We start from the raw sequence: 24,562 nt of genomic DNA, 5'->3' as shown, positions 1-24,562 counted from the left end.
ACAACACATGAAGTGCTTCTTAAAATAAAAACATCGTTACGTGATGCATAAGCTCATGGCTATATTGCTAATGATTTCCCCCGTTTAGTAAAAACACGAGGGGGAAACCCGCGCCTAAACGCAACAATACTTTACCTATTACAGATTTTAAAGAAAATGGTTATACACATGTCACCCAATTTGTTGCTAAAAAGACTGCAGATACGTTCAGTGATTACATGGTCACAAACCAATTTTTATCATAAAAAAGCCCTCTTTCCAAAAGAGGAAAAAGGGCTTTGAACGTTGATATATTAACGCTTCGAGAACTGAGGTAGCGTGTAAAACAAGGGGTTTAGAGTGCTTTTGTATATTACCCGTATATTACATGCACTTATCCACAGATTTTTAGACAACTGTGCATAATCTTTTAAACGGAAAGTGTCTTAAGTTTTTTCCATTCATAAATTGCTTTTTATCCACTTCATTTTTTTATTATCTGCTTAAATAATCCCTATATGCTTTGTCTCCTCTTAATCTCTCAATGAAGTCGTCTAATGCTTCAGACAAAGATGAATAACATTTTTCTGCTGTTACGACAGCTCTTTCATCATTCGTAAAAACCTTCCAATTGTTTTTTGCTTCTTGAATAACGACCTTGTTTGGCTTATTCAAACCATCAGAAAACATCACATAATTCTCCAATTTTTCATTTTCAATAATTTTTTTTGCTTCTTCAAGATTCATCTATTTTACCTCCAAAAGTATCTTTAAATCTTCTAATAAACTTACTGGCATAGGAAGTTCATACTGTACGCCATACCCTTTTGACCCAAATCCAGGGGCAATTTTTCCAGCTTGTGTAGTTAAATCATCCATTTTTAGGTTGTATTTTTTCATATAGCCTTCTACAGCCTTTTTTAATTCGGGAGAAGCATCATCAATATAATTACTTATCTTGTTAAAATCTCCAACAACTTTATACTGATGGTATTTTGAGGAGTCTTCGACATACGGTAGTGACCTCTGATCGTAACTATAAGGTATACCATCTTTCACAGGCGAAGTGTATCTGCCATTATTTGCTCCATATCTATCAATGATTTCCCCTACTTTCGGTATATATGCCTCTTTGATTGCATTTCCTGCTTCATCCAACACATACCCTCCATTTGGAACCTGTGACCAGTCTATGTTTCCATCTGCTGTTAATACGCTAGAGTCTTTAGGTATTTGTATATCTTTTGGCCATTTTCCAGTATTGGTAAATTCCTCAGCTAATTTACTATCGATATTATTCAAGTAGTTGTGTAATTCCTTTGGAGAACATGTTGATCTTTTTAAAACGTCATCCATATGCTTCTTAATATCACTAGCTCTCTTACTACCTTCAATCCTACCCTCAGTTACCGTATACATTTGCGGGTGAATTTCACCAAGAGGCTTTGAGCCAACTCCAATCATCGGAATTGTAGAATAGCCTGTCGAAAGTTGCTCTCGATAGAACACAGGCATTTTCACCTTAGATAGTGCTGCTTTACCTGCATTTACCTTCTCTTGAAAGTACCTTTTACTGTAAGGTTTCCCACCAGTCAGCTTTGGCGATTTTCCTCCACTTCCTAATTTGGAAACCCCTTTTACTCCCTTGACAGCCCAAGCGCTTGGAATCAAAGAAGGCAAGGCAGCACCCGTTACATACATAACTCCCTCTTGTTCTACAGTGTCGGTGAAAGACTGGGCAGCAGATTCCACTACACCTATAGGATCTTGTAAAAGTTGTATCATAGCTTGCGTGTAATTATCAACCGTTTGATCTGCTTTTTCCTTTAACCAAGCTGGTTCAATGGAATCAGGAATAGCACCTGATATTCCAACAACACCTACATCCATCGCAACCGTTACTAACCCTTCAACTAACCCAGCTATGCTATGTGCCAACCCTTTTACGAGATTATCCACACCGTTGTTTATACTATCGACAATATCCTGTACTCCCTCAAAGAAGTTCGTATATTTTTTCTTTACATTTCCAGCTAAATCATTATAAGCGTCATCAACATTTTCAAACCGTTTTATCTTTGTGTTATACAGCTCCCACAAGTCATCCATGTTGTTTTGAAGTTTTGTTCTTGTTGATCGAATGCTTTCCTGAATGCGTTCCATATTCCTTCTATTACTCTCGCTTGCTTCTTTTTCCGCATCGGTTGGATCCTCAAACAAGCTCGAAAAAGAGGAAGGTGTCTGATAACTTCGGTTCAATGCCTTAAGCACGTTTCTTTCCATACCCTTGTCTATTTGCTTGAGATTCGCCCATATATCATTTCGATCTACCCGCATCATCTGGTTTCTGGAAATAGGAGATATGTAAACCGTCGTGTCTCGTAAATAGTTTTCAAATAAAGACAACAAGTCATTAATTTGTGTTTCGTATTTTTCGATTTTATCCTTCGATGTATCAATATTTTGATCCCATGCCTCAACACTTTTTCCCTTGTTGGTTTGAATAAATGTAGAAACTTTATCTAAGGAATCATTCATTTTTACCAAAGCATTCTTATACGAATGAAGCTCCGCTATAATATCATCCAAAACCCCATAATTGATTTGTAAGTCCCGCTTCACGAACCATCCCCCTTATACTTAGCTCCTTCTTTACCCCTTTAATGCTAGAATTAAAATGCTGTTTTCTAATTTTTCAATCACTAGAACATTTAGTTGCTTCTGTTAATGAGCATTTTATCCTCTTTATAAATCATAATGTTACATTCTTCCATTCACCATGCATCATTTTTCCCAGTTTTTAATGAATATTTTTAACTACGTAAACTTTAGATAGATCTTTTATCCTAAAAATAATCCTGAATGCTATCTTCCCTTTAAAAGCTTCATCTAAAAGCGATAATGCCTTCTATGCTTTTCTGGATGTTTTTAATTTGTGAATGTATTTGTTCTAGCTGCGCTAATGTTTTGTCGATAAGACGGTGACATTCCCCTACTAAAGCGCCTTGATAGACATCTTCTCCCATCTCAGTTGAAACTTAATTCCCCCTTAGTTGCATTATACTAAAAGTGCTAAATTTATTGAATTGTTTATGGAAAAAATAAAAATGCCACCTTCCTGTAACTCATTTTGATTATGGTTACAAGAGGTGGTACTTCATAAAAAAAGTACTAAAATATATAGATAGATTCTTTTCTTCATGGTAAAATTTGCCTATAAAATACATAGGAGGATTGATATTGGAGACGCTAATTGCAATTTTATTATCTGTTTTAGCAATCGCTCTTTTAATTTGGCTTTTAACAAAATTTTGGTTTATTGCATTATCAATCGGCATACTACTTATAGGTGGTCATATGCTATCAAAGGATGAAAAGAATGGTATTAAAAAAGGCAAAGTGTCATCTTCCCAAAAAAAGCGTGACGGCATTTCCGTGAAATTTAGTAGGCTATTTATAAAGATAATTTTAGGTCGATATATAATTGGTAATAATTAATATATAAAAGAGGGATATAGTATGGGTGATTTACTAGACTATTTACAAAGAGAAAGGTTACTTCAGCAAGCAGAAGCTTCAGCTAGTGGAAAATTAATATTAAAGAAATTACGCCCTTCTTTATTTTCTTTAGATACTGTATTATGTATTACTGGAATTTCACTATCGGTCCCCACAGATTACTTATCAACGGTTTTAGTTATAATTTATGTTATAATTAAACCGCTACTAACTAAAACGGTAAGAGTCAAGAATATTGCAAATGGTGAAATATTTAAGGTGACAAAACAAGAATTTAAAGCTTATAAAAAGCAACAAAGAAGGGATAGAAACAAAGTAAGAAAAATTATGTAGGCCATCCCAGGCGCAACTAATGAAAATCTTGATTCGCTTGGTGAGGACATTCAATTACCTTTAAGTTTTTAATAAATATTTTTAAACATGAGTGAATAGATAGTCTAACATATGTAAAAAAGCCTACCCCAACCAAAGGAATAGACTTTTTAATATCAAATACACGTCTGATTTACGTACCCAAGACATAATACCATCGAGCAATACACGATCTGATTTCACCTGTTTAATCTTATAGCTGTTACCTTTAACAAAGCTAGCAATGGACTCACCTGTAGTAAATTGCTGGCTGATTTTTTTACAGTGACTTTTTGTCCAGGCTTAAAGGATTTGATTTTGCTTGGCTTACGTGATTTGCCACCTTGCAATTTATTTAATAGCTTAACATTTTGGTCAGCTGTACCACGATAGTATTTAATACCATATTTAGCAGCTAAACGTTTCCGGTTTCCAAAACTGGAATCCATGCCATGAGCCTTCATATAATCGACTACACTATGATATTTCTTACTAGATGATTTAGGCTTGCTTGGTTTGCTAACACTAGCAGGCTTACCACTTCTAATGCCATCTTTAAATGTTTCCCACATACCTAATAAAAGTCGTGGGCAATTTTTGCCTGTCCAGTGCTTGTGTGGTACCACATTGTTAATACTAATGTTATGCTCTTTCATAAGTTTCTTAATAAGCCATTGGGCATTTTTAACAGCCTTATCAAAGTCACTGTCACTGTTTTCGCATATCTCTATTCCAATGGATTTCATATTTCCATTGCCGTTTCCGTCGCCTGCGTGCCAGCCAGTTTCGTTGTTGGTAAATGCTGATAGATTACTTTATCGTCGTAAAATGCCATCCTACTGTACGACCACCTGCACCATTATGCAAGTAACGGCTATGCATTTCTGCATCAGCGCCTTACTAGAGTTAGCAGTGTTGTGTACTGTAATGTATTTTGGATTCATTTTATATCCTGGTCGCTGTTTCTTTTGCGATGCAGATATAAAATCTTTAATAATTTTTACCAAAATAACCTCTCCCTTTAGAATTTTTGTAGATAAAAAAGGCACTCATGAATATGAGCACCTTAATTACGATCTTTATCCTTTCTAGGCTTTTTATAATTCAAAACCTGCTTACTATCGTTTAAACCAGCTGTTGTTGGGCCATTAACAATACCCAAAATAACTAGAACAGCGAAAACAGCATTAATAAATTTAGTAGCTTCTGCGTTAAGTAATTCTGCTGCTACTTCAGGGCCAAACCAATTACCTACAATTTGTATCAACAATACAATTGCAGGAACTAAAGCTAGCTAAAATGATTTCTTCTTTGCTCTTACTTTCCAATTGATTTTCACAATAATTCCTCCCTTAAAATTAAACATTAAAAAACGACTTGCCCGTTTGGACTAGCCGTTTAACTCTCCATATTGTCAATTCTTTTGTGAGCTTGCTTGCTACTTTCTTCTACCCTGGTAACTCGTTCTGATAAGTGCGCAATATTTTTCTCATTGGCTTTTAAATCTATCCGAATGTCATCAACTCCTTTGCGAATATATCCAAGTTCTGAACGTACTTCCGCGGTATCTCTGCTGTCTATTTTTATTGATTTAGACTTGTTTAGCTGGTAACCCAAATAACTTACCGCAAGCCCTAAAATACCGATTACAATTCCTAGTTCAACTGTCATACTTAACCCCCTGTATTTTGACATAAAAAAAAGCACCAACTTCAGTGCTTTACTATCAATCAACTTTTTACTAGCAATGTATTAACTTACCACAATCCAAATTCCTCAACGGAAAGCTTCATCTGTTCTGTTTATCATCTGAATACGGTTCCCCCGAAATTTCTTTATATTGTTCCGAAGTAATTACACTCAACTGCACAAATCTTTGCAACTGATCCTTTCGGCACCAATTCTTTCATAACGTTCTTTTAAAGATTCAAAGATGTTATTCATCCTACTTTCGCCTCCAATGTTAGTAGTCGTAGTTCCATTTCAGTGACAAGTTGACCTTGCTCCATCGCCTGAATTTCGAGGTCTGTCGTTTTCTGACCTTGCTCCATGGATTGCAATTCCAAATCGGTTACCTTTTGACCCTGTTCCATTGATTCAAGTTCTCGTTCCGTAGTGGTTTGGCCAAGTTGCACCAGATCCACAGGTGCTTGTCTAATTCTCTCCTGCAGATCAGTTTCAGTTTGAATGGCAGCCTTTTGGTCAAAGTGTTTCTGCTTTATTTCTTCGTCAGATATGCCATTTATCCACGCCCCATCTTTAAAAACAGGTTTGTACAATCTTTTAGCGGACGGTATCAGCCACATGTGTTTTAAATTCCGATTTGGTAGCTTGCTGGACATTGTCTACATTACTTAAACCTACTTGTGCTTTTGTAACCCCATGAGGATTGCTTTTGTCACTAGTATGCTTAGATACTAGAGCTGCTAATTTCTCTAAATCGTTTGTTGTTGAAATAACTAACCATTCATTCCATTTACCATTATTTTTAGACCTAAAATATATTTTATTTGTTGGTCTTACTACAATTTGAGCAGCATGAGTATTAGTTCTTTGTAAATGAACTCCATAAGAGGTATTTCCATCAGGTGTATTTCCTGTTAATGCATATAAGCCACTTTCAGATACAGAATCAGCATTTGCCTCAACTAATTCTGCTCCAAAGCCAAAACTTTTTGCCCAATTAATTGCATCTTGTTTCGCTTTGTTTGCTTTTTCTTGTGCACCTTCAACATTTTCCATTTCTATCCATTTAGACCAAGCATTAGTTCTCAAAAACCTAAAATATATTTTACTATTGTTTGCTGATGTAAGCATTTGAGTTATCCTATCGGTATAAGAAGTAAAAACAATTAAGGTACTAAAGTTACTGGGGGAATTTTCATTACGCTCACCAATAGCATATATTCCTGGACTTTTATAATCATCTAAATTTATATCACTAACCCTAGTTTCTCTTAATGGCATTTGTTTCACATTATCAACATTACCCAATCCTATCTGTGCTTTTGTAACACCATGCGGGTTATTTTTATCGGATGAATGTTTTTCTATATCCTGCCTGTTTTCGTTAATTTCCTGCCCGATTTGGTTCATGTCCTCCGGCTTGACAGGATCACTATCAATATGCCAATCAGTTTTCGCCATATTATCCCTCCTCTACTTCAATTTCCTGAATCATCCTCTGGTCTACTTGCATAGGAATATTTACATCATTAGAACTAACTACACCATCCGGACCCACCAAATCAATTTTTTTAATATGCGACACATCAGCTGCAGGAACAAGATAATGAAGCACAATAATATTTTCAGTTATTTTCTTCATGATAAAGTCTGTTATTTAATAATTTCCATTCAAAACAACTTTATCGATCTTTGAATATATAAATTTAGTAATATCATTGATTACTTTTTGTTCAATCATCTAACATCAACCCCCTGACCGTAAGACGCAAAAGGTTTTTCACCGAGTTTCCATGTACAGTCAAGTTTATAATTCCAAGTAACCTCTTTTCTTACAATGCGCTCTTTTAACTGAATCTTGTCATGTACAGTAGTTTGTTGCTGATAGATCAAATTTGCTGGAATAGTTGTCCTTACTGTCCTCTCTAATTCTTTAAAAAGGATAGCATTATCAACATTCGTCTTTACACGAATAATAAACTCTAGCGGCTCTAATTCAACGAATGTTCTTCCTTGACCTACCAAAAAATCAAGTCTTTGCTGAAGGTAACGTACGGTAAATGGTGGTTTTATAAGATAACGATTTAATATCCTTTTTCTACGGAAACTAAGACTCTCCTTTGTTGGATCTGCTTGGATATTTAGAATAGCCTCAAGCCGCTTTACAGACGAAACATCACTTGTAGCCACATATTGATTATCTAACACCTTATTAAACGCAGCTTCTAGTTTCTCAAATGCCTGCTGCTCAGCATTCATCAATTCTACAAACTCCTTAATTTGATGGTAGATTTTAGGCAGTCTATAAAGTATCATACAAGCGTCACCTTTCTAGAATTGGAATTTCTTCCTCGTTCAAAGATAGATTTTCTGTTTGACCATTTATTTTTGTATCTGCGATATCAATAACTCCAGGTACATTTAGAATCCTTGCTTCAATTTGAGATATACGGACAATCAATTTTTCTTGGCTACTCCATGATTTTCGTAATTCTAGCAAATAACTATTCACAACTGCTTCAATATCATTTTTTACTTGACCTATCGTAAATTCATTGCCCAATGTGATTTTAGTTTCAATACTTACATTAACACTAGAAACACCTTTTATTGTTACTACGTGACCTATTGGAGCCAACCCTATTCCTTTTCCTTGATTTACTTCAGGATCCATTTCCGTTTGGATTTTGTCTACAAGTGAACTGGATGGTGTATCATAATCAGCGTTAATGAAAACACATTTGACTGTCCCCCCTCCCTTCCACACAGGGAACACTTTTGTTCCGCCCACACCTTCCATAGCATTTATTTTCCGCCGATAGTCAGAAATGTTTCCGCCAAAAGAAGGTTCATTAACAGCTTCAAAAAACCTCTGTCTAAGTTGATCGTCTGTTTCTTCTTCCGTCCCAGGAATAATAATGTCAGTTAAGATCGCTTTACTTAATCCGCTAATGGTGTCAACAGGAAGTAAATTCCCTTTTGGTACGTTACCAGTTATACCAGCTTCCTCGCATTCCAATAAGAAAACACCATCATCCAGCTTTTCAATTACCACATAATATCTATCATCAATAAAAAAACGACTACCAATCGGTATATCCATTGGTACATCGTTCTCAGTATAGAATTCAGCTTTTCTTTTTGCCTTTATAGCTTGTCTTCGATGAATCCCAAACTCTCCTACACGTCTATCCAGATATTCGTCTATTGCCGTATCAGCAAAGGTTAGGTTAAATATGTTATCTAACCAAATATAGGCTTCCGATAATGCCGCCGCTTGTGGAGCAATGGCAGTATATATAATGCTGCCCTCTCGTTTGTCTATGTCATCAGAGATGCTATCCAGCATTTCTTCCAAAATGTTTTCATAGCTCTTATTCTCAAACACCTAAAACACCTCCTCCATTTCCAAAACACCAACATTACTTACAACCATGAATTTAATGTGAAACTGGTCGTCAATATGTTTAATTTCAAAATTATTTACTTCTGATATACGATCATCATAAATCAGCTTTTTTATCTGTCGACAAAATTGAACAAGAAGCAAACAAGTTTGCTGTTGAACTACTTTTACCAGATAAGTGTATTTATGAGTATGTAAGCACAAACATTACCATAGAAGAACTTGCTTTAACCTATGGAATACCTAAAGAAATTTGTCACCTTAAAAAATTTTACACAATTACTAGGTAATTAGAATCACATACTATTTTACTAACTTTTACGGAAAGGAGATAATTAACTTGGGTTTTATATTTGATATCTTATTTTTCTTGAGCTTTGTTTCTATTGTTGCTGGAATCATTTTACTTATAGTAAGAGCAATATTTAAAAAAGGAATGTCCTTTAAAAAACTATCCATATTACTAGCATCGTCATTAGTCGTATTTATTATTTCAGGTATTTTCATGCCGGAGTTAACACCAGAAGAAAAAGACCAGCTTGAGGAAAGAAAGCAGGAAAAAGAACATGCTGCAGCTACCAAATTAGAAATTGAGAAAAAAGAAGAAAAAAAGGTAAATCCTACAGGTAGAAAAAATAATCTGCCGGTAAGATTACTTTCAAAGAAGTGTACGAAAGATTAAAGAAAGAACGGGGCCTTTAACCGCTCGGAGTCTTTACATGACTTAAAATTCGTAGATATTAGGAAGGCGCATTTGCAGGCAGTTATCGATAACTGTGATAAATCACACGGCACAAAGAGAAAAATAAAAGTGCTGTTTAATCAGATGTATAAATTCGCTATGGAAAATGATCTAACTCATAAAGACTACGCTAGGTTTGTGGAGTTACCTAGAGATAACACGAAAAGTTCTAGGCAGCCATTTAACTTGGATGAGATTAAAAAGTTATGGGAAAACGTCGATAGATTAGATTTTATCGACACGGTCTTGATCATGATCTATACAGGTTTACGACCGGGAGAGTTAGTTGAAGTAAAGAACGAAAACATTCATCTTGATAAAAGGTACTTCCGGGGGGGTTTTAAAACAGAAGCTGGAACAAACCGAGTAATCCCCATTCACAAAAAAATACATTCACTTATCGAAGCTCGCATGGATCCAAATAATGAATATCTCGTCACTAATCACGAAAACAACAAAATGAGTTACTACGTCTACTATCACGAAAAATGGAAGAAGATCATGGAGCAATTAGAAATGGATCATAGACCTCATGACTGCAGACACACATTTGCAACACTCATGGATAACGCCGGGGCGAACAAGTTGTCCATCAAACGAATTATGGGACATGCATCCAAGGATATTACAGATAAAGTATATACACACAAGGATATTGAACAGCTGCTTATAGCGATTGACACGCTTAAATAAGCAGCTTTTTCTTTCATAATCCATGTATATTACCTGTATATTACTTGTATATTACGTGTGCGATTTTTCAGCGTTTTAAACAAACTTATAAAAAGTAAAAGCCCTCAACCACTTATGGTTGGGGGCTTTGTGAAACTAGACATCTTAACGTTTTGAGAACTGAGGTGCACGACGAGCTTTTTTAAGACCGTATTTTTTACGTTCTTTCATTCTGGCGTCACGAGTTAGGAAGCCTTCTGCTTTAAGTGTGCTGCGGTATTCTGGGTTAGCTTCAAGCAATGCGCGGGCAATTCCGTGGCGGATTGCTCCAGCTTGACCAGTGAAACCACCACCGTGAACATTAACGATTACGTCATATGTTCCTTGTGTTTCAGTTGCTACTAGTGGTTGATTTAAAATTAACAGCTGAGTTTCATATGGAAAATAATCAGCTGCATTACGTCCGTTGATCGTAATGTTACCTGTTCCAGGTACTAAACGTACACGAGCAGTTGATTTTTTACGACGACCTGTGCCATAGTATTGTACTTGTGCCAAATTCCTTTACCTCCTTTTAGTTACCCGCGAAGCTCATAAACTTCCGGTTTTTGTGCTTGATGCGTATGTTCTGATCCTCTGAATACATGTAGTTTCTTAGCCATTTTACGTCCTAAAGGGCCTTTAGGAAGCATACCTCTAACTGCCATCTCTAGCATACGTTCAGGGTATTTCGTACGCATTTCGTCTGCAGTACGTTCTTTTAAACCACCTGGGTAATTTGTATGGCGGTAGTATATTTTGTCTGTAATTTTATTACCAGTCAATTCAATTTTCTCAGCATTAATAATAATTACATGGTCACCAGTATCTGCATGCGGTGTGTAAGTTGGCTTATGCTTTCCGCGAAGGAGTGTAGCAACTTCACTAGCTAAACGACCTAATCGTTTACCTTCTGCATCAACAACTAACCATTTGCGTTCAATGTTATTTTCATTTGCCATGAAAGTTGTGCGCATGAGTGTTTCCCTCCATATCCTTAAAATCAAAAACAAATTCGTTCGTCTATTTCAACATAATTAGTTTCCGGGGCTAATCATGGTTTTGAAATAAAATGCCATAGATCATAATACACCAAATGCCAGCATAATGTCAAGAGTTACTCCTCATTATCCACACTTTTTCTTCATATAAGTGCGTGTTCAAAAAGAGGATAAAAACTGCCAAGGTCAGATAAAATCACAGATGTCCTTGAAAAAGCAATATACTTTTTCTGCGTGCGATGCGTCGCTGACATAGATTTCCTTGCCCTGTTACGGCGGCGACACTAACACATCCCTTTGCATCAAAGTTCGAGGCGACGCAATTTTTGATAATGGGCTGTATAGGACATAATGCCTTCTACGTTGCCCACAGGACGTGAGCACTTTTAGTAGAAGATCTTTTGTTAGATACATGAAGTACTAGTATAGCTTCCTTGGACTCATTCCCACGGAGGAAAAGTGTTCTTCATTTCCAAGGAGCACAGAAACAAGTCAATAAAGAAAAATTAGCCAGTGGCAAGCAAAGGTTGACGCTAGCCTTAATTGCATTTAATACATAAAAATTTCTGTTGAATGAACTTCAAGACTAAACATTTATACGTTCTAACGTACATAGAATTTCGAAGTGTCCTTATTACCAGGCTTTTTAAACAAAAGTCCTTTAAAAATAACCTCCGTGAATTTCCTTTGTATTTCCATTATAAAGTGGATCTTCAAAACGGTGTTCTTTCCCCCTACCTGATGTTAGTACGCAAGAGTATGACCTAAAAGCCTCTGAACAGAATCGGACATTTGACTTGCAGTTGGCTCCTCTACTTATCCTCCTAGGTTTCACCTCGTAGCATGAAAGCGGAGGTCCTTACTACCGTTCATGCGGGATAAAACGTCCATATACAAGCCTTCTGTTTATTAAAAAGTACTTCCTCGGGCTTCGAACTTTGCAGCCACAGCCACTGGACATACTAGTGTCAGCTTTGTAACCCCGACAAGCAAAACCGTCGACAGCATTACACCACATGTAGAAAAGAGCTTTTCTTTTTTATTAACAAAAGTAGCTTTACAGCATTACACAGTGATTTTTCTAGGACAAGAAAAGGTTTTAATAGTGAAACATCATTCATAGAAGTGATGTTTTTCTTTCAAGGTGGTCATTGCGTTGTTCTGTACCGACCTCGTTCCTCTTTATCCTTTGAGCACGAGCACGTACATACACGTTTATTCTTCTTACAATTTATACAGTACGTGTATCGCTCATATTCATTTTACAAGCTTTTTCAACCCTTTAAAGGGGTTTTTGTACTTGTCCTTCCTTTAATACGTCACACGCCACAAATAAAGCCCCTGTGGTGGCGCAGTATCACCTGCTAGTCTTCTATCCTTTTTTGCAAACAATTCCTCTATTTCGTCTTGATTTCTCTTCCCTTGGCCCACATCTAGTAAGAATCCAACGATAATGCGTACCATATTATACAAAAAACCATTTCCTCGAAAGATAAATTCGATTTCTGATCCTCTTTTTTCACAAGACACTTGATACAGCGTTCTTTCTCTGCTCCCTTTTGTTTCTGCTTTTGCAGAAGAAAAGGTCGTGAAATCATGGGTTCCCTCAAAATAGCGGCACGCCCGTTGGATAGACGAAATATCTAAAACATATGGGAAAAAATATGCATAATTACGTTTAAACACATTAGGTTCGGCTTCATTTAACACGTAATAGCGATATTCCTTTTCAACGACATCGTATCTTGCATGAAATGTATCTTGAACCTTCTCTACCTCTTTAACGTAAACATCATCAGGGAGTAATGTATTGAGTGCTTGCTTCCAATTATTTAAAGGAATGTCATAAGGCGAATCAAAATGAATGGTTTGACCGATGGCATGAGCCCCTCCATCCGTCCTCCCAGATGGATGGATCCGGATATGCCTTCCCTTATGCATTTTCATTAAAACATCTTCTATTATTCCTTGAATCGTACGTTTTCCCGGTTGTATTTGAAAACCAGAGAAAAAAGAGCCGTCATATTGAATGGTGCATTTCAATCTTTCCATTTTATTGCCCTTTCTCACCTAATTTCTTGTCAAGATTAATCCAATAATAACTGTCATAAATAATATATAAATAATGATATCAAGTTTGCCGAATTTTAATTCACGGAGTTTGGTTCTTCCTTCACCACCTTGATAACCTCTAGCCTCCATTGCCATAGCGAGTTCCTCAGCACGTTTGAAGGCACTGACGAATAATGGAACAAGTAATGGTACGACAGCCTGTACCCTATCCTTAATCGGTCCCGTCCGAAAGTCCACTCCTCGTGATGCTTGCGCTTTAGAGATCTTTTCTGTCTCCTGTAATAATGTCGGTATGAACCGCAATGAAATAGACATCATTAATGCCAGCTCATGTACAGGAAACTTCACTCGTTTTAATGGGTGCAGAAGGCTTTCGATCGCATCGGTTATTTCTATCGGTGTTGTCGTTAGTGTTAAAAGCGAGGTTACTAAAATAAGCAAAAAGAAGCGCATTGAAATAGCAAACCCTTGAATAAGGCCTCCTGAATAGACTGTAAAGGAAAAAATCTCGAAAACGGGTGTACCTTCCTTCGTAATAATGATGTGAAGCAAGAATGTAAAAATAATTAAAAACCACACAGGCATGAGACCTTTTAAAATAAATCGGATCGGTACTCGTGATGTAAACATACTAGCTAAAGCAAAGGTAGTAAGTATGGCATAACTCCAAACATTGTTCGCTAGAAATACAATAAACACAAAGATAAAAATAATGGTGATTTTTGTTCGTGGATCAAGTCGGTGAACAAGGGAATTCCCTGGTACGTATTGTCCAATAACAATAGCATTATTCATGGACTTTTCCCTCCTTGATCACGTTAGCTATCGTACTAGCAAGCTCTTTTTCTGTCTGACGGGTAAAAGGAATGCTTACACCGAATCTTTTATTAAACCGATCTAGAAATGCTACTATTTCTGGAACATCAAGTTGAACTTTCTGTAATGCTGCTTTTTGTACGAAAACTTCTTCCGGCTTACCTTCCATATATTTTGTCCCCTTGTTCAGAATGATAACATGGTCGGCATAGGTAACTGCATCCTCCATACTATGTGTAACTAATATCGTCGTCAGCTTCTCCTTTTGATGCCTTTCATAGAACATATCCATCATTTCCCTTTGCCCTCGGGGATCAAGTCCTGCTGTAGGCTCATCGAGAACAAGCACTTTTGGCTTGGTCGCCAATACACCTGCAATTGCAACTCTCCGCATTTGCCCACCGCTTAAATCGAACGGAGATCGTTCTAAAAAGTCTTCCGTTAATCCGACTGCTGGCAGCACCTCATTAATACGCTTTTGTATTTCGCTATCCCCAACACCAAAATTTTTCGGACCAAAGCTAATGTCTTTAGCGATTGTTTCTTCGAACAGTTGATGCTCCGGATATTGAAATACAACGCCAACACTACTTCTCAACATTTTCATATCCTTTGGCTTCTTATCAGGGGTTAAGTGATAATCACCTATCCATACTTCTCCTTCTGTGGGCTGAAGCAAACCATTTAGATGCTGAATTAATGTCGACTTTCCTGAACCTGTATGTCCAACAATGGCGACAAATGTACCTGAAGGAATATGAAAATTCAACTGATCGATAGCTTTATGAGCGAATGGCGAATTCTGCTGATATGTATAGCCTACGTTCTTGAATATAATGTCCATAATTCCTCCAACATTTCTTCATGATTTAATGGTTCCTGACTAATCGGAATACCCGCTTGTTTTAATTCATTAGCTAAGGTTGCGATAAACGGTACATCCAAACCGATTTTCCGCAACTCCTGTTGTTGAGAAAGAAGCGTTCTTGGCGTAGTTTCCTGCCATACTTCACCCTCATTCATAACAATAACGCGGTCTGCTTGAACTATTTCCTGTAAATCGTGCGTAATTGTCAGTAACGCTACATTGTTTTTCTCTTGGACCCCTGTAACGGTCGCCATTATTTCTTTTCTTCCTTTTGGATCAAGCATGGCAGTTGCCTCATCCAAAATGAGAACTTTTGGCGATACAGCTAAGACACTTGCTATGGCAACACGCTGTTTTTGTCCACCAGATAAACGGTGAGGTTCTGTTAAACGATAATCTTGCATACGAACAGCGTCAAGCACGTCTTCTATACGGGCAAGCATGTCTTCTCTTGAAAAGCCTCGATTCTCCATGCCAAATGCAACATCATCTTGTACAGTCGTTCCAACAAATTGATTATCGGGATTTTGAAATACCATCCCTACATCTTTTCGGATATCCCAAATCGTCTCCTCTTGAACAAGCTTGCCATCAATATAAATCTCTCCTTCTTGAGGAAACAACAGTCCATTCATAAGTTTTGCGATGGTTGATTTACCGGATCCATTATGGCCGATAATGGCTACCCATTCCTCCTCATAGATTTCAAAACTACAATTTTTTAATACCCAAGGCTGCTCTTCTCCATATCGAAATGATATATTTCTAAACTCAACCAATTTATTGCTCATCTATTACTCCTCCTATATCTCCTATCCTTGGGGATTTGGTATACTAGTAAACAAAAGAAGTAAAGTATCCGATTTTTATATCAGCTCTCACTTACTTAGTATTGCTACATAGATATCTGACAAGCACCTGCGTGGACAAGCAACTCTCAACACTGTCCAATAGAAAAACTTGGCTTGTCGCCAAAGTGTTTATGGCGAAAGCTATCGTTTTTCTTATAGATAAACCCTAAAGTTTTATACTTTCCTATAGTACAAGTAAAAGATTATCACAGGCGAAAGCTTGTCTAGACCAACAATGGCGCAGATGACCAACTTGTGTAGTATACTTCAAAAAAATAATATCGTTTCTTAAGGTGCAAAAAAAGGGCTTGGATGTACCTCGTAGAAGAGATTCAGTCCTGCCCTTGTCGTTGTAGTTACATAAAACTAGGTGTTTTTTTCCGAGTTACACTAGTTCAATGATGGCCATGTTCGCTCCATCACCTTGACGAGCACCTAATTTAAGAACACGTGTGTATCCACCTTGACGATCTTCATAACGCGGAGCCACATCATTGAAAAGTTTTTGAATCACATTATCATTTTCATTGGCTTCTTTATTGTATAAAAAGGCTGCTGCTTGCCGACGTGCATGAAGATCTCCACGCTTGCCCAATGTAATCATTTTTTCAACGACAGATTTTAGCTCTTTTGCTTTTGCTTCTGTTGTTTCAACCCGTTCGTATACAATTAAATCAGAAGCAAGGTTACGAAGCAAAGCCATACGCTGATCGGTTGTACGACCTAATTTTCTAGCCATGGACTATCCCTCCTTTTCTTTGATGACTTAAAAACCATTCAACCAGAAACTTATAGCCTTTTAAGGCATTCATGCCAAAAACTCCTCTTAACCGTACACCTTTTTTCTTCCTCAGAAACGGAATTATCTCTCTTGCTCTAAGTGAAACGGAAAATGATGTAAAGAATGAAGCAGCCGGCTAATATGAATGGGTTATTCGTATATGCAAACACCGCTTTCCGATGTTTAATTTGCTTATTTATAGTGGTCAAATATGATTAGTCATCATTACGCAAACTAAGTCCAAGTTCACTTAACTTTGACTTTACTTCTTCTAAGGACTTACGACCAAGGTTGCGCACTTTCATCATATCTTCTTCTGTTTTATTTGCTAGTTCTTGCACTGTATTTATTCCAGCACGTTTTAGACAGTTATAAGACCGAACAGAAAGATCAAGCTCTTCAATGGTCATTTCCATCACTTTTTCCTTCTGATCTTCTTCTTTTTCAACCATAATTTCAGCATTCTTTGCTTCATCCGTTAATCCCACAAAAATATTAAGATGCTCGGTGAAAACTTTTGCTCCTAAAGAAACAGCTTCTTCAGGGCGAATGCTTCCATCTGTCCATACGTCCAATGTTAATTTATCATAATTGGCTACTTGGCCTACACGTGTATTTTCCACCTGATAGGTTACACGAGAGACTGGCGTAAAGATTGAATCAACTGGAATCATACCGATTGGCTGATCATCACGTTTGTTTGCTTCAGCAGGACGATAGCCGCGTCCACGTTCTGCTGTCATTTTCATATGCAAGCTGCCTTTGCTATTTAATGTAGCAATTAGCAAATCCGGATTTAATACTTCTACATCACTATCATACGTTAGGTCTGCAGCCGTAACTTTTCCTTCTCCCTGCACATCAATCTCTAATGTCTTCTCCTCATCGGAGTAAATTTTTAGAGCCAGTTTTTTCAGATTCAAAATAATCGTTGTCACATCTTCAACAACACCATCAATTGTTGAAAACTCATGAAGCGCTCCATCAATTTGAACTGATGTAATAGCAGCACCTGGAAGTGAGGATAGTAGGATACGACGCAAGGAGTTTCCTAGAGTGGTACCATATCCACGTTCAAGCGGTTCGACTACGAATTTTCCAAATGTAGCATCATCGCTGATTTCTACCGTCTCAATTTTTGGTTTTTCAATTTCGATCATTCCTTAAAACCCTCCTTTAAAACGTCGAAACCCCGGTTAGACCATATGTCTAACCGAAATTCCCCAAATAGGCAGTTGGCGTTTCTGCACTACCTGTTATTCATTCGTACGTTCTTGTCTCATGGATGCTGTTCACTAAAGAGTACGACCTTTAGACTTTTAGCTATCATAACCCATTATAGACAGGGTGACAAATTATATACGGTAAAATTATACACGACGACGTTTTGGCGGGCGACAACCATTATGAGGTACTGGAGTTACATCACGAATAGCTGTAACTTCCAATCCTGCTGCTTGAAGTGAACGAATAGCTGCTTCACGTCCAGCACCTGGTCCTTTAACTGTTACTTCAAGTGTCTTCATGCCACTTTCAAGTGCAGATTTAGCAGCAGTTTCAGCTGCCATTTGTGCAGCGAAAGGCGTAGATTTTTTTGAGCCTTTAAAGCCAAGCGCACCAGCTGAACTCCAGCCAATCGCATTACCTTGCATATCCGTAATGGTAACAATAGTATTGTTAAAGGTAGAACGGATATGTGCTACACCTGACTCAATATTCTTTTTCACACGGCGTTTACGCGCGGTTGATTTTTGTGCCATTAGTTGTTAACCTCCTTTAGCTTTTATTTCTTTTTCCCAGCAATCGCATGACGCGGGCCTTTGCGTGTACGTGAATTATTTTTTGTTTTTTGTCCACGAACCGGAAGACCGCGACGATGACGAATACCGCGGTAAGAGCCGATTTCAATAAGACGCTTAATGTTTAGAGAAACTTCACGACGAAGATCCCCTTCTATTGTATACTCATCTACTGCTTTACGAATTCTTCCTAATTCGTCCTCTGTTAAATCCCGTACTCGAGTGTCTTCAGAAACGCCTGCTTCTTTAAGGATTTTCTGTGCAGTCTTTTTTCCAATTCCGTAAATATACGTTAAGGAAATGACTACTCGTTTATCACGTGGAATATCAATACCTGCAATACGTGCCATAAAGTTTTAACACCTCCTGTTTATTATCCTTGTTTTTGCTTATGCTTCGGATTTTCACAAATCACCATTACTTTTCCATTTCGTTTAATGACTTTACATTTTTCACAAATGGGTTTTACAGATGCTCTGACTTTCATCATCTTTACCTCCTTTAATATCGGAGCTCACTTATTTATAACGGTACGTAATTCGTCCTCTTGTTAAATCATACGGAGAAAGTTCAACCGTTACTTTATCGCCAGGAAGAATGCGAATAAAATGCATACGTATTTTACCAGATACATGAGCTAATACCGTATGACCATTTTCTAATTCGACATTAAACATCGCATTAGGTAGCGTTTCAGTTACGGTTCCTTCCACTTCAATTACATCGTCTTTCGCCATCGTGTTGATCTCCCTTCTTCAAATCAGTCACAACTTCATTGACAAATTTTGCTATGGCAAATCGCAATTTACCATTTGTGACACGACCAGTTTCTAGAAGGCTGTTTTGGACTTCTGGAGAAATATAATCCATTAACTCGATATGATGAAGATTCTTTTTCTTTGGTCGATCATATTTACGTTTTTCCCCATCTGCAAGCAAGACATACTTATCATCGACTAAATTAATAACGACTGCGTATTGACCCGCATCACGTCCTTGCATAATACGAACAACTTGACCTATCAGCGGAATCGAATCATCTTCCTTCAACAAGCGATCACCTTCACTTAGGCTATAGTTTATATGGTTCCTTTTGAACAAAAGGATTAGTTACCTTACTCACTTTTATCCTGTGTCACATTTATTCAAGTTTATATCAATAGTCACATGATACTCACGACTAATTATAACTTTTCAACAGTAAAAATGCACCTTTTCCAGTTAAAGATACTATTTTTCTATTTTTGCTTGGATATCTTGAAACACTTGATTGATTTCCTGATCGCCATTTACCGTTACTAGATAACCTTTATCATGATAAAAGTCTAATAACGGCTTCGTTTGCTCTATATTTACAGATAGACGTTTTTTAACCGTTTCAGGTTTATCATCATCCCGTTGGATTAAAGCTGAGCCATCTTTATCACAGATCCCGTCTTTTTTTGGCGGGTTATAAACTACATGATAAGTTGTTCCGCATGTTGGACAAATTCTACGACCAGTTAGACGCTCCACTAATTTTCCTTCTGGTACATCTACATGGATGACGTAATCAATGGATTGATTGATATCCTTTACTATGCTTTCTAACGCTTCTGCTTGAGCGATCGTCCGTGGAAAACCGTCCAATAAAAAGCCATTTTTGCAATCGTCTTTGCTTAGACGTTCTTTGACGATGCCGTTTGTAACTTCATCTGGAACAAGCTCCCCTTGATTCATATACTCTTTTGCTTTTTTACCTAGGTCTGTTCCCTCTTTAATAGCTAAACGGAACATATCTCCTGTTGAAATATGAGGGATGTTATATTTTCCGTTTATTTTTTCAGCCTGCGTACCCTTACCGGCACCTGGCAGACCCATTAAAATTAAATTCAACAGATTTCCCCTCGCTCTCGTTTTCAGCAAAATTACTTAATAAAACCTTTATAGTGACGCTTCACCAGCTGGCTTTCTAATTGCTTCATTGTTTGCAGAGCTACACCAACAACAATTAATAAGCTCGTTCCGCCAATTTGTACGGATTGCGGTAGGCTAGCCATTTTACCAAGAGCAATAGGCAATACAGCTACAGCTGCCAAAAATAATGCCCCTACAAACGTTAAACGATACAGAACTCTTGTTAAATAGGTTTCCGTATTTTTACCTGGTCGAATTCCAGGAATATAGCCGCCCTGTTTTTGTAAATTCTCTGCCATTTGTTCCGGATTTACTTGAACAAAGCTGTAGAAATACGTAAAAGCAATAATCAGTACGACATAAATTCCCATACCTATTGGCTCTGTATAATTAAAGATCCGTTGAATCGTCGCGGCAATATCTCCATCAAAGAAGCTAGCAACTGTACTTGGTGCCATAATAAATGCAATTGCAAAGATAACCGGGATGACACCAGCACTATTTACTTTTAATGGTAAATGTGTAGAGTTGCCCCCTACCGGAGAACGGTTAACAAGTTTTTTCGCATATTGAATCGGTATTTTACGCAGTGCCTGTTGAATAAAAATTACACCAACTGTTACTGCAATAACTACCAAGACAATTAAGGCGACAATTACAATATTAATAAACAGATCATCGCCAGGGTTTATAAAATACTGGCTGTATAGCTGCTTGATACCATTTGGTACTGCTGCTACGATACCAGCGAAAATGATAATCGAGATTCCATTACCTACACCATTTGCGGTAATCTGTTCACCAAGCCACATTAAAAATGCTGTCCCACTTGTTAAAACAATGGCAATAACAGCAAATTTCATCGGACCAGGATCAGCGATTAACATACCGCCTGCCATTGTATTAAACCCTATTGACATCGCAATTGCTTGAATAAATGCGATTACGATTGCACCGTAACGTGTAATCTGGGCTAATTTCTTTCTGCCTACTTCTCCTTGTTTTTTCCATTCCGTAAACTTTGGCACAACATCCATTTGCAGTAATTGCATAATAATGGAGGCGGTAATATACGGCATAATTCCCATGGCAAAGATCGAGAAGTTTTTCAGTGCTCCTCCACCAAACGTATTTAAAAAGCCAAATACGTTTTGCGAGTTCATAAAATCAATTGCTTGCCTATCTGTGAAAGGCACAGGAATAAATGTACCAAGACGGAAGACAACTAACATTAATAATGTGAAAATTATTTTCCGTCTAATATCACCTACGCGCATAAAATTGGAGATTGTACGGAACATTAGATCACCTCTGTTTGTCCGCCCGCTGCCTCAATTGCTTCTTTAGCTGAAGCAGAGAACTTGTGAGCTTTTACTGTTAGTTTCTTTTCAATCGTTCCATTACCTAGTACTTTAATACCAGCTTTTAATTTACTAACTACGCCTTCTTCCAGTAATAGCTCAGGTGTGATTTCAGTACCATCCTCAAAACGGTTTAACGTATCGACGTTAACAATGGCAAACTCTTTACGATGAATGTTTGTAAATCCACGTTTAGGCAGGCGTTGGAATAGTGGCATTTGACCACCTTCAAAACCTGGGCGAGTGCCACCTCCAGAACGAGCTTTTTGTCCTTTATGTCCTCGTCCGGATGTTTTTCCATTGCCTGATGACATTCCACGGCCTACTCGATTACGATTTTTACGTGCACCTTCTGCTGCCTTCAATTCATGAAGTTTCATGCGAGCACCTCCTCTTTACGCTTATTTCGTAATTAAACTTCTTTAACCGTTAGTAAATGAGATACTTTGTTAACCATACCGCGAACAGCTGCTGTATCTTCATGAACAACCGATTGTCGAATTTTTTTTAGTCCCAATGCTTGAACAGTTTTTCTTTGTACTTCTGTTCCACCAATAACACTGCGCGTGAGGGTGATTTCTAATTTTTTAGACATAACAGTTCCCTCCTTATCCTAACAGTTCTTCTACAGACTTTCCACGTAGTTTTGCTACATCTTCTGCGCGCTTTAAGTTTGATAATCCGTTTAAAGTAGCACGAATCATATTAATCGGTGTGTTTGAACCTAATGATTTTGTTAAGATATCACCTACACCAGCAAGTTCCAAAATAGCACGTACCGGACCACCGGAAATAACTCCAGTACCTTCTGCTGCTGGTTTTAATAATACATTACCTGAACCAAACTGACCATGAATTTCATGTGGAATTGTAGTTCCAACGATTGGTACGGTAATTAGATTTTTCTTTGCATCATCAACTGCTTTTTTAATTGCTTCTGGTACTTCTTGTGCTTTTCCTGTACCAAAACCTACATGACCATTTTTATCCCCGACTACCACTAGAGCTGCAAAGCGGAAGCGACGTCCACCTTTTACAACTTTTGCAACACGGTTAACCGCAACAACACGCTCTTCAAGATCTAACTTGTTCGGATCAATGTTTTTATTCATGTATGTCCCTCCTTTATCGATTAAAATTCAAGACCTGCTTCTCTTGCAGCATCTGCTAAAGCTTTCACACGTCCATGATAAAGGTAGCCTCCGCGGTCAAAGACAACCGATTTGTAACCTTTATCCTGAGCACGTTTAGCAATCATTTCTCCGACCTTTTTTGCTGCTTCTACATTGCTAGTAGATCCAGTTACATTTAGTTCTTTATCTTTGGTAGAAGCACTTGCAAGTGTAGTTCCATTTACATCATCAATTAATTGTACATAAATGTGTTTATTTGAACGGTAGACGTTTAAACGAGGACACTGTGCTGTACCGTGAACTGTCTTACGAACACGAGCGTGCCTTCTTTTACGTACCGCATTTTTATCAGGTTTTGTAATCACTTAGGTCACTCCTTTCTGCTACCTAGTCTTACTTGGCAGTTTTACCTTCTTTACGACGTACATATTCGCCTTCGTAACGAATTCCTTTACCTTTATAAGGCTCAGGCGGACGAATTGCTCTGATTTTGGATGCAATTGCTCCCACTTGCTCCTTATCAATTCCTTTAACGATAAGCTGTGTGTTTTTTGGTACGTCGATTTCGATGCCTTCGATTGGTTCGATTTCAACAGGATGAGAGAAACCAGCATTGATAACTACTTTGTTTCCCTGTTTTTGCGCACGATAACCAACACCGATAATTTCAAGTGACTTCTCAAATCCTTTACTTACACCTTCAACCATATTATTGATCAGGCTTCGGGTAGTTCCGTGTAATGCGCGGTGGTCTTTGTGATCACTTGGGCGTTCTAACGTAACCACATTTCCTTCTATATTTACTTTAATATCTTGATGTAGTTCTCTCGATAATTCACCTTTAGGGCCTTTTACAGTAACGACATTACCATCAAGTTTAACTTCTACACCTTGGGGAATTTCGATTGGTTTAAGTCCTATACGAGACATTCCATACACCTCCTCAACATTTAATACTCAATTACCAGACATATGCAATTACTTCGCCACCAACAGCTTGTGCACGTGCTTCTTTATCGGAAAGCACTCCTTTAGATGTTGATACGATAGCTATTCCTAAACCGTTTAGTACTCGAGGTACTTCCGTTGCTTTTGCATATACACGGCGTCCTGGTTTACTTATACGTTTAATACCTGTAATTACTCGCTCCTCGTTTGCACCATACTTAAGGAATATACGAAGAATGCCTTGCTTGTTGTCTTCCACAAGCTCATAGTCAGAAACGAAGCCTTCACGCTTCAGGATGTCAGCAATCTCTTTTTTCATAGTAGATGCTGGAAGTTCTAACTTTTCATGTTTTACCATATTAGCATTACGAATGCGAGTAAGCATATCTGCAATTGGATCTGTCATAACCATTTATCATTACCTCCTTCCCGAATAGGGGTTTACCAGCTTGCTTTTTTGACACCAGGAATTTGACCTTTATAGGCAAGTTCTCGGAAACAAATACGGCAAAGTTTAAATTTACGGATTACAGAATGTGGACGTCCACAACGCTCACAACGTGTATATTCACGAACTTGAAATTTTTGTGGTCGTTTTTGTTTTGCAATCATTGATTTTTTAGCCACTATTTTCCCTCCTT

36 protein-coding genes and 2 pseudogenes are annotated in these 24,562 nt (G+C 37.7%); 5 read left to right on the top strand and 33 right to left on the bottom strand.

Annotated elements, in window-relative coordinates:
• Window positions 1-474 precede the first annotated feature (474 nt).
• Window positions 475-726: an Imm59 family immunity protein gene (locus BN1066_RS08350; protein ID WP_077319023.1), complete on the bottom strand. Its 252-nt coding sequence runs from the start codon at window positions 724-726 to the stop codon at window positions 475-477.
• Window positions 727-2,601: a TNT domain-containing protein gene (locus BN1066_RS08345; protein WP_077319022.1), complete on the bottom strand. Its 1,875-nt coding sequence runs from the start codon at window positions 2,599-2,601 to the stop codon at window positions 727-729.
• A 618-nt stretch (window positions 2,602-3,219) separates the two neighbouring features.
• Here BN1066_RS08345 and BN1066_RS08340 point away from each other — a divergent pair.
• Both BN1066_RS08340 and BN1066_RS08335 read left to right on the top strand, forming a co-directional pair.
• Complete coding sequence (locus BN1066_RS08340) at window positions 3,220-3,477, top strand: hypothetical protein (protein ID WP_077319021.1); 258 nt, start codon at window positions 3,220-3,222, stop codon at window positions 3,475-3,477.
• A gap of 21 nt (window positions 3,478-3,498) precedes the next feature.
• Complete coding sequence (locus tag BN1066_RS08335; protein ID WP_077319020.1) at window positions 3,499-3,831, top strand: hypothetical protein; 333 nt, start codon at window positions 3,499-3,501, stop codon at window positions 3,829-3,831.
• A gap of 218 nt (window positions 3,832-4,049) precedes the next feature.
• Here the strand turns inward: BN1066_RS08335 and BN1066_RS21195 are convergent.
• The 9 genes and pseudogenes from BN1066_RS21195 to BN1066_RS08290 all read right to left on the bottom strand — a co-directional run bounded on the left by BN1066_RS21195 (window position 4,050) and on the right by BN1066_RS08290 (window position 8,923).
• Window positions 4,050-4,856 (bottom strand): annotated as a pseudogene (locus tag BN1066_RS21195) (N-acetylmuramoyl-L-alanine amidase).
• Window positions 4,857-4,915: 59 nt separating this feature from the next.
• A pseudogene (locus BN1066_RS08325) lies at window positions 4,916-5,131 on the bottom strand (phage holin); the annotation flags it as partial.
• A gap of 116 nt (window positions 5,132-5,247) precedes the next feature.
• Entirely contained in the window at window positions 5,248-5,520 is a 273-nt protein-coding gene (locus tag BN1066_RS08320; protein WP_077319019.1) for a hypothetical protein, read from the bottom strand.
• Between the two features lie 118 nt (window positions 5,521-5,638).
• Window positions 5,639-5,719, bottom strand: a complete 81-nt coding sequence (locus BN1066_RS20710) for a hypothetical protein (protein ID WP_245799832.1) — start codon at window positions 5,717-5,719, stop codon at window positions 5,639-5,641.
• 70 nt (window positions 5,720-5,789) lie between these two features.
• The gene (locus BN1066_RS08310) at window positions 5,790-6,155 is read right to left on the bottom strand and encodes a hypothetical protein (protein ID WP_077319018.1); all 366 of its coding nucleotides are present in this window, start codon (window positions 6,153-6,155) and stop codon (window positions 5,790-5,792) included.
• Window positions 6,133-6,996, bottom strand: a complete 864-nt coding sequence (locus BN1066_RS21190) for a pyocin knob domain-containing protein (RefSeq protein WP_077319017.1) — start codon at window positions 6,994-6,996, stop codon at window positions 6,133-6,135. The genes BN1066_RS08310 and BN1066_RS21190 overlap by 23 nt, the downstream gene beginning before the upstream one ends.
• A 1-nt stretch (window position 6,997) precedes the next feature.
• Window positions 6,998-7,177 carry a hypothetical protein gene (locus BN1066_RS08300; RefSeq protein WP_077319016.1) on the bottom strand — a complete coding sequence of 60 codons (180 nt, stop codon included), beginning with the start codon at window positions 7,175-7,177 and terminating at the stop codon, window positions 6,998-7,000.
• A 95-nt stretch (window positions 7,178-7,272) separates the two neighbouring features.
• Complete coding sequence (locus BN1066_RS08295; protein ID WP_077319015.1) at window positions 7,273-7,851, bottom strand: putative phage tail protein; 579 nt, start codon at window positions 7,849-7,851, stop codon at window positions 7,273-7,275.
• Between the two features lie 7 nt (window positions 7,852-7,858).
• Window positions 7,859-8,923, bottom strand: a complete 1,065-nt coding sequence (locus BN1066_RS08290; RefSeq protein WP_077319014.1) for a baseplate J/gp47 family protein — start codon at window positions 8,921-8,923, stop codon at window positions 7,859-7,861.
• A gap of 101 nt (window positions 8,924-9,024) precedes the next feature.
• Here BN1066_RS08290 and BN1066_RS08285 point away from each other — a divergent pair, with 101 nt between their 5' ends.
• From BN1066_RS08285 to BN1066_RS08275, 3 genes are all read left to right on the top strand, one after another.
• Window positions 9,025-9,231: an ImmA/IrrE family metallo-endopeptidase gene (locus tag BN1066_RS08285; protein WP_077321415.1), complete on the top strand. Its 207-nt coding sequence runs from the start codon at window positions 9,025-9,027 to the stop codon at window positions 9,229-9,231.
• Between the two features lie 50 nt (window positions 9,232-9,281).
• The gene (locus tag BN1066_RS08280) at window positions 9,282-9,623 is read left to right on the top strand and encodes a hypothetical protein (RefSeq protein WP_077319013.1); all 342 of its coding nucleotides are present in this window, start codon (window positions 9,282-9,284) and stop codon (window positions 9,621-9,623) included.
• 72 nt (window positions 9,624-9,695) lie between these two features.
• A complete protein-coding gene (locus tag BN1066_RS08275; RefSeq protein WP_245799747.1) occupies window positions 9,696-10,376 on the top strand; it encodes a tyrosine-type recombinase/integrase in 681 nt (226 codons plus the stop codon).
• A 144-nt stretch (window positions 10,377-10,520) separates the two neighbouring features.
• Here the strand turns inward: BN1066_RS08275 and rpsI are convergent, their stop codons facing one another.
• The 22 genes from rpsI to BN1066_RS08165 form a co-directional block, all read right to left on the bottom strand.
• A complete protein-coding gene (gene rpsI, locus BN1066_RS08270) occupies window positions 10,521-10,913 on the bottom strand; it encodes a 30S ribosomal protein S9 (RefSeq protein WP_077319012.1) in 393 nt (130 codons plus the stop codon).
• A gap of 20 nt (window positions 10,914-10,933) precedes the next feature.
• Complete coding sequence (gene rplM, locus BN1066_RS08265) at window positions 10,934-11,371, bottom strand: 50S ribosomal protein L13 (RefSeq protein ID WP_077319011.1); 438 nt, start codon at window positions 11,369-11,371, stop codon at window positions 10,934-10,936.
• 1,335 nt (window positions 11,372-12,706) lie between these two features.
• A complete protein-coding gene (gene truA, locus BN1066_RS08260; RefSeq protein WP_077319010.1) occupies window positions 12,707-13,447 on the bottom strand; it encodes a tRNA pseudouridine(38-40) synthase TruA in 741 nt (246 codons plus the stop codon).
• 18 nt (window positions 13,448-13,465) lie between these two features.
• Window positions 13,466-14,263: an energy-coupling factor transporter transmembrane component T family protein gene (locus tag BN1066_RS08255; protein ID WP_077319009.1), complete on the bottom strand. Its 798-nt coding sequence runs from the start codon at window positions 14,261-14,263 to the stop codon at window positions 13,466-13,468.
• Complete coding sequence (locus BN1066_RS08250; protein ID WP_077319008.1) at window positions 14,256-15,128, bottom strand: energy-coupling factor ABC transporter ATP-binding protein; 873 nt, start codon at window positions 15,126-15,128, stop codon at window positions 14,256-14,258. The genes BN1066_RS08255 and BN1066_RS08250 overlap by 8 nt, the downstream gene beginning before the upstream one ends.
• Complete coding sequence (locus BN1066_RS08245) at window positions 15,104-15,943, bottom strand: energy-coupling factor ABC transporter ATP-binding protein (protein ID WP_077319007.1); 840 nt, start codon at window positions 15,941-15,943, stop codon at window positions 15,104-15,106. The genes BN1066_RS08250 and BN1066_RS08245 overlap by 25 nt, the downstream gene beginning before the upstream one ends.
• A gap of 445 nt (window positions 15,944-16,388) precedes the next feature.
• Window positions 16,389-16,742: a 50S ribosomal protein L17 gene (gene rplQ / locus BN1066_RS08240; RefSeq protein WP_077319006.1), complete on the bottom strand. Its 354-nt coding sequence runs from the start codon at window positions 16,740-16,742 to the stop codon at window positions 16,389-16,391.
• Window positions 16,743-16,999: 257 nt separating this feature from the next.
• Window positions 17,000-17,944, bottom strand: coding sequence for a DNA-directed RNA polymerase subunit alpha (locus tag BN1066_RS08235; protein ID WP_077319005.1), 945 nt, complete (start codon window positions 17,942-17,944; stop codon window positions 17,000-17,002).
• A gap of 210 nt (window positions 17,945-18,154) precedes the next feature.
• Window positions 18,155-18,544 carry a 30S ribosomal protein S11 gene (gene rpsK, locus BN1066_RS08230; protein ID WP_077319004.1) on the bottom strand — a complete coding sequence of 130 codons (390 nt, stop codon included), beginning with the start codon at window positions 18,542-18,544 and terminating at the stop codon, window positions 18,155-18,157.
• A gap of 23 nt (window positions 18,545-18,567) precedes the next feature.
• Window positions 18,568-18,933 (bottom strand): 30S ribosomal protein S13, encoded by a 366-nt coding sequence (rpsM, locus tag BN1066_RS08225; protein ID WP_077319003.1) that lies wholly within the window; start codon window positions 18,931-18,933, stop codon window positions 18,568-18,570.
• A 23-nt stretch (window positions 18,934-18,956) separates the two neighbouring features.
• Window positions 18,957-19,070, bottom strand: coding sequence for a 50S ribosomal protein L36 (gene rpmJ, locus BN1066_RS08220; RefSeq protein WP_005999442.1), 114 nt, complete (start codon window positions 19,068-19,070; stop codon window positions 18,957-18,959).
• A gap of 31 nt (window positions 19,071-19,101) precedes the next feature.
• Complete coding sequence (gene infA / locus BN1066_RS08215) at window positions 19,102-19,320, bottom strand: translation initiation factor IF-1 (RefSeq protein ID WP_010095735.1); 219 nt, start codon at window positions 19,318-19,320, stop codon at window positions 19,102-19,104.
• Complete coding sequence (locus tag BN1066_RS08210; protein ID WP_077319002.1) at window positions 19,298-19,633, bottom strand: KOW domain-containing RNA-binding protein; 336 nt, start codon at window positions 19,631-19,633, stop codon at window positions 19,298-19,300. Before BN1066_RS08210 ends, infA begins: the two co-directional genes overlap by 23 nt.
• 180 nt (window positions 19,634-19,813) lie before the next feature.
• Window positions 19,814-20,458, bottom strand: a complete 645-nt coding sequence (locus BN1066_RS08205) for an adenylate kinase (protein ID WP_077319001.1) — start codon at window positions 20,456-20,458, stop codon at window positions 19,814-19,816.
• A gap of 32 nt (window positions 20,459-20,490) precedes the next feature.
• The gene (gene secY / locus BN1066_RS08200; protein ID WP_077319000.1) at window positions 20,491-21,780 is read right to left on the bottom strand and encodes a preprotein translocase subunit SecY; all 1,290 of its coding nucleotides are present in this window, start codon (window positions 21,778-21,780) and stop codon (window positions 20,491-20,493) included.
• The gene (rplO, locus tag BN1066_RS08195; RefSeq protein WP_077318999.1) at window positions 21,780-22,220 is read right to left on the bottom strand and encodes a 50S ribosomal protein L15; all 441 of its coding nucleotides are present in this window, start codon (window positions 22,218-22,220) and stop codon (window positions 21,780-21,782) included. Before rplO ends, secY begins: the two co-directional genes overlap by 1 nt.
• A gap of 32 nt (window positions 22,221-22,252) precedes the next feature.
• Entirely contained in the window at window positions 22,253-22,435 is a 183-nt protein-coding gene (rpmD, locus tag BN1066_RS08190) for a 50S ribosomal protein L30 (RefSeq protein WP_077318998.1), read from the bottom strand.
• Between the two features lie 13 nt (window positions 22,436-22,448).
• Window positions 22,449-22,952, bottom strand: coding sequence for a 30S ribosomal protein S5 (gene rpsE / locus BN1066_RS08185; RefSeq protein ID WP_077318997.1), 504 nt, complete (start codon window positions 22,950-22,952; stop codon window positions 22,449-22,451).
• A gap of 20 nt (window positions 22,953-22,972) precedes the next feature.
• Window positions 22,973-23,338: a 50S ribosomal protein L18 gene (gene rplR / locus BN1066_RS08180; RefSeq protein WP_077318996.1), complete on the bottom strand. Its 366-nt coding sequence runs from the start codon at window positions 23,336-23,338 to the stop codon at window positions 22,973-22,975.
• A 28-nt stretch (window positions 23,339-23,366) separates the two neighbouring features.
• On the bottom strand, window positions 23,367-23,903 hold the full coding sequence (gene rplF / locus BN1066_RS08175; RefSeq protein ID WP_077318995.1) for a 50S ribosomal protein L6: 537 nt from the start codon (window positions 23,901-23,903) through the stop codon (window positions 23,367-23,369).
• Between the two features lie 31 nt (window positions 23,904-23,934).
• On the bottom strand, window positions 23,935-24,333 hold the full coding sequence (gene rpsH / locus BN1066_RS08170) for a 30S ribosomal protein S8 (protein ID WP_077318994.1): 399 nt from the start codon (window positions 24,331-24,333) through the stop codon (window positions 23,935-23,937).
• 29 nt (window positions 24,334-24,362) lie between these two features.
• Window positions 24,363-24,548 (bottom strand): type Z 30S ribosomal protein S14, encoded by a 186-nt coding sequence (locus tag BN1066_RS08165; RefSeq protein WP_077318993.1) that lies wholly within the window; start codon window positions 24,546-24,548, stop codon window positions 24,363-24,365.
• Window positions 24,549-24,562 lie beyond the last annotated feature (14 nt).

Origin of the sequence: Virgibacillus proomii (genome assembly GCF_900162615.1) — a bacterium.
In the GTDB taxonomy this organism is placed as follows: Bacteria; Bacillota; Bacilli; order Bacillales; family Amphibacillaceae; genus Virgibacillus; species Virgibacillus proomii.
The sequence above is the reverse complement of the archived record's forward strand: the minus strand, read 5'-3'. Positions and strand labels throughout refer to the sequence as shown.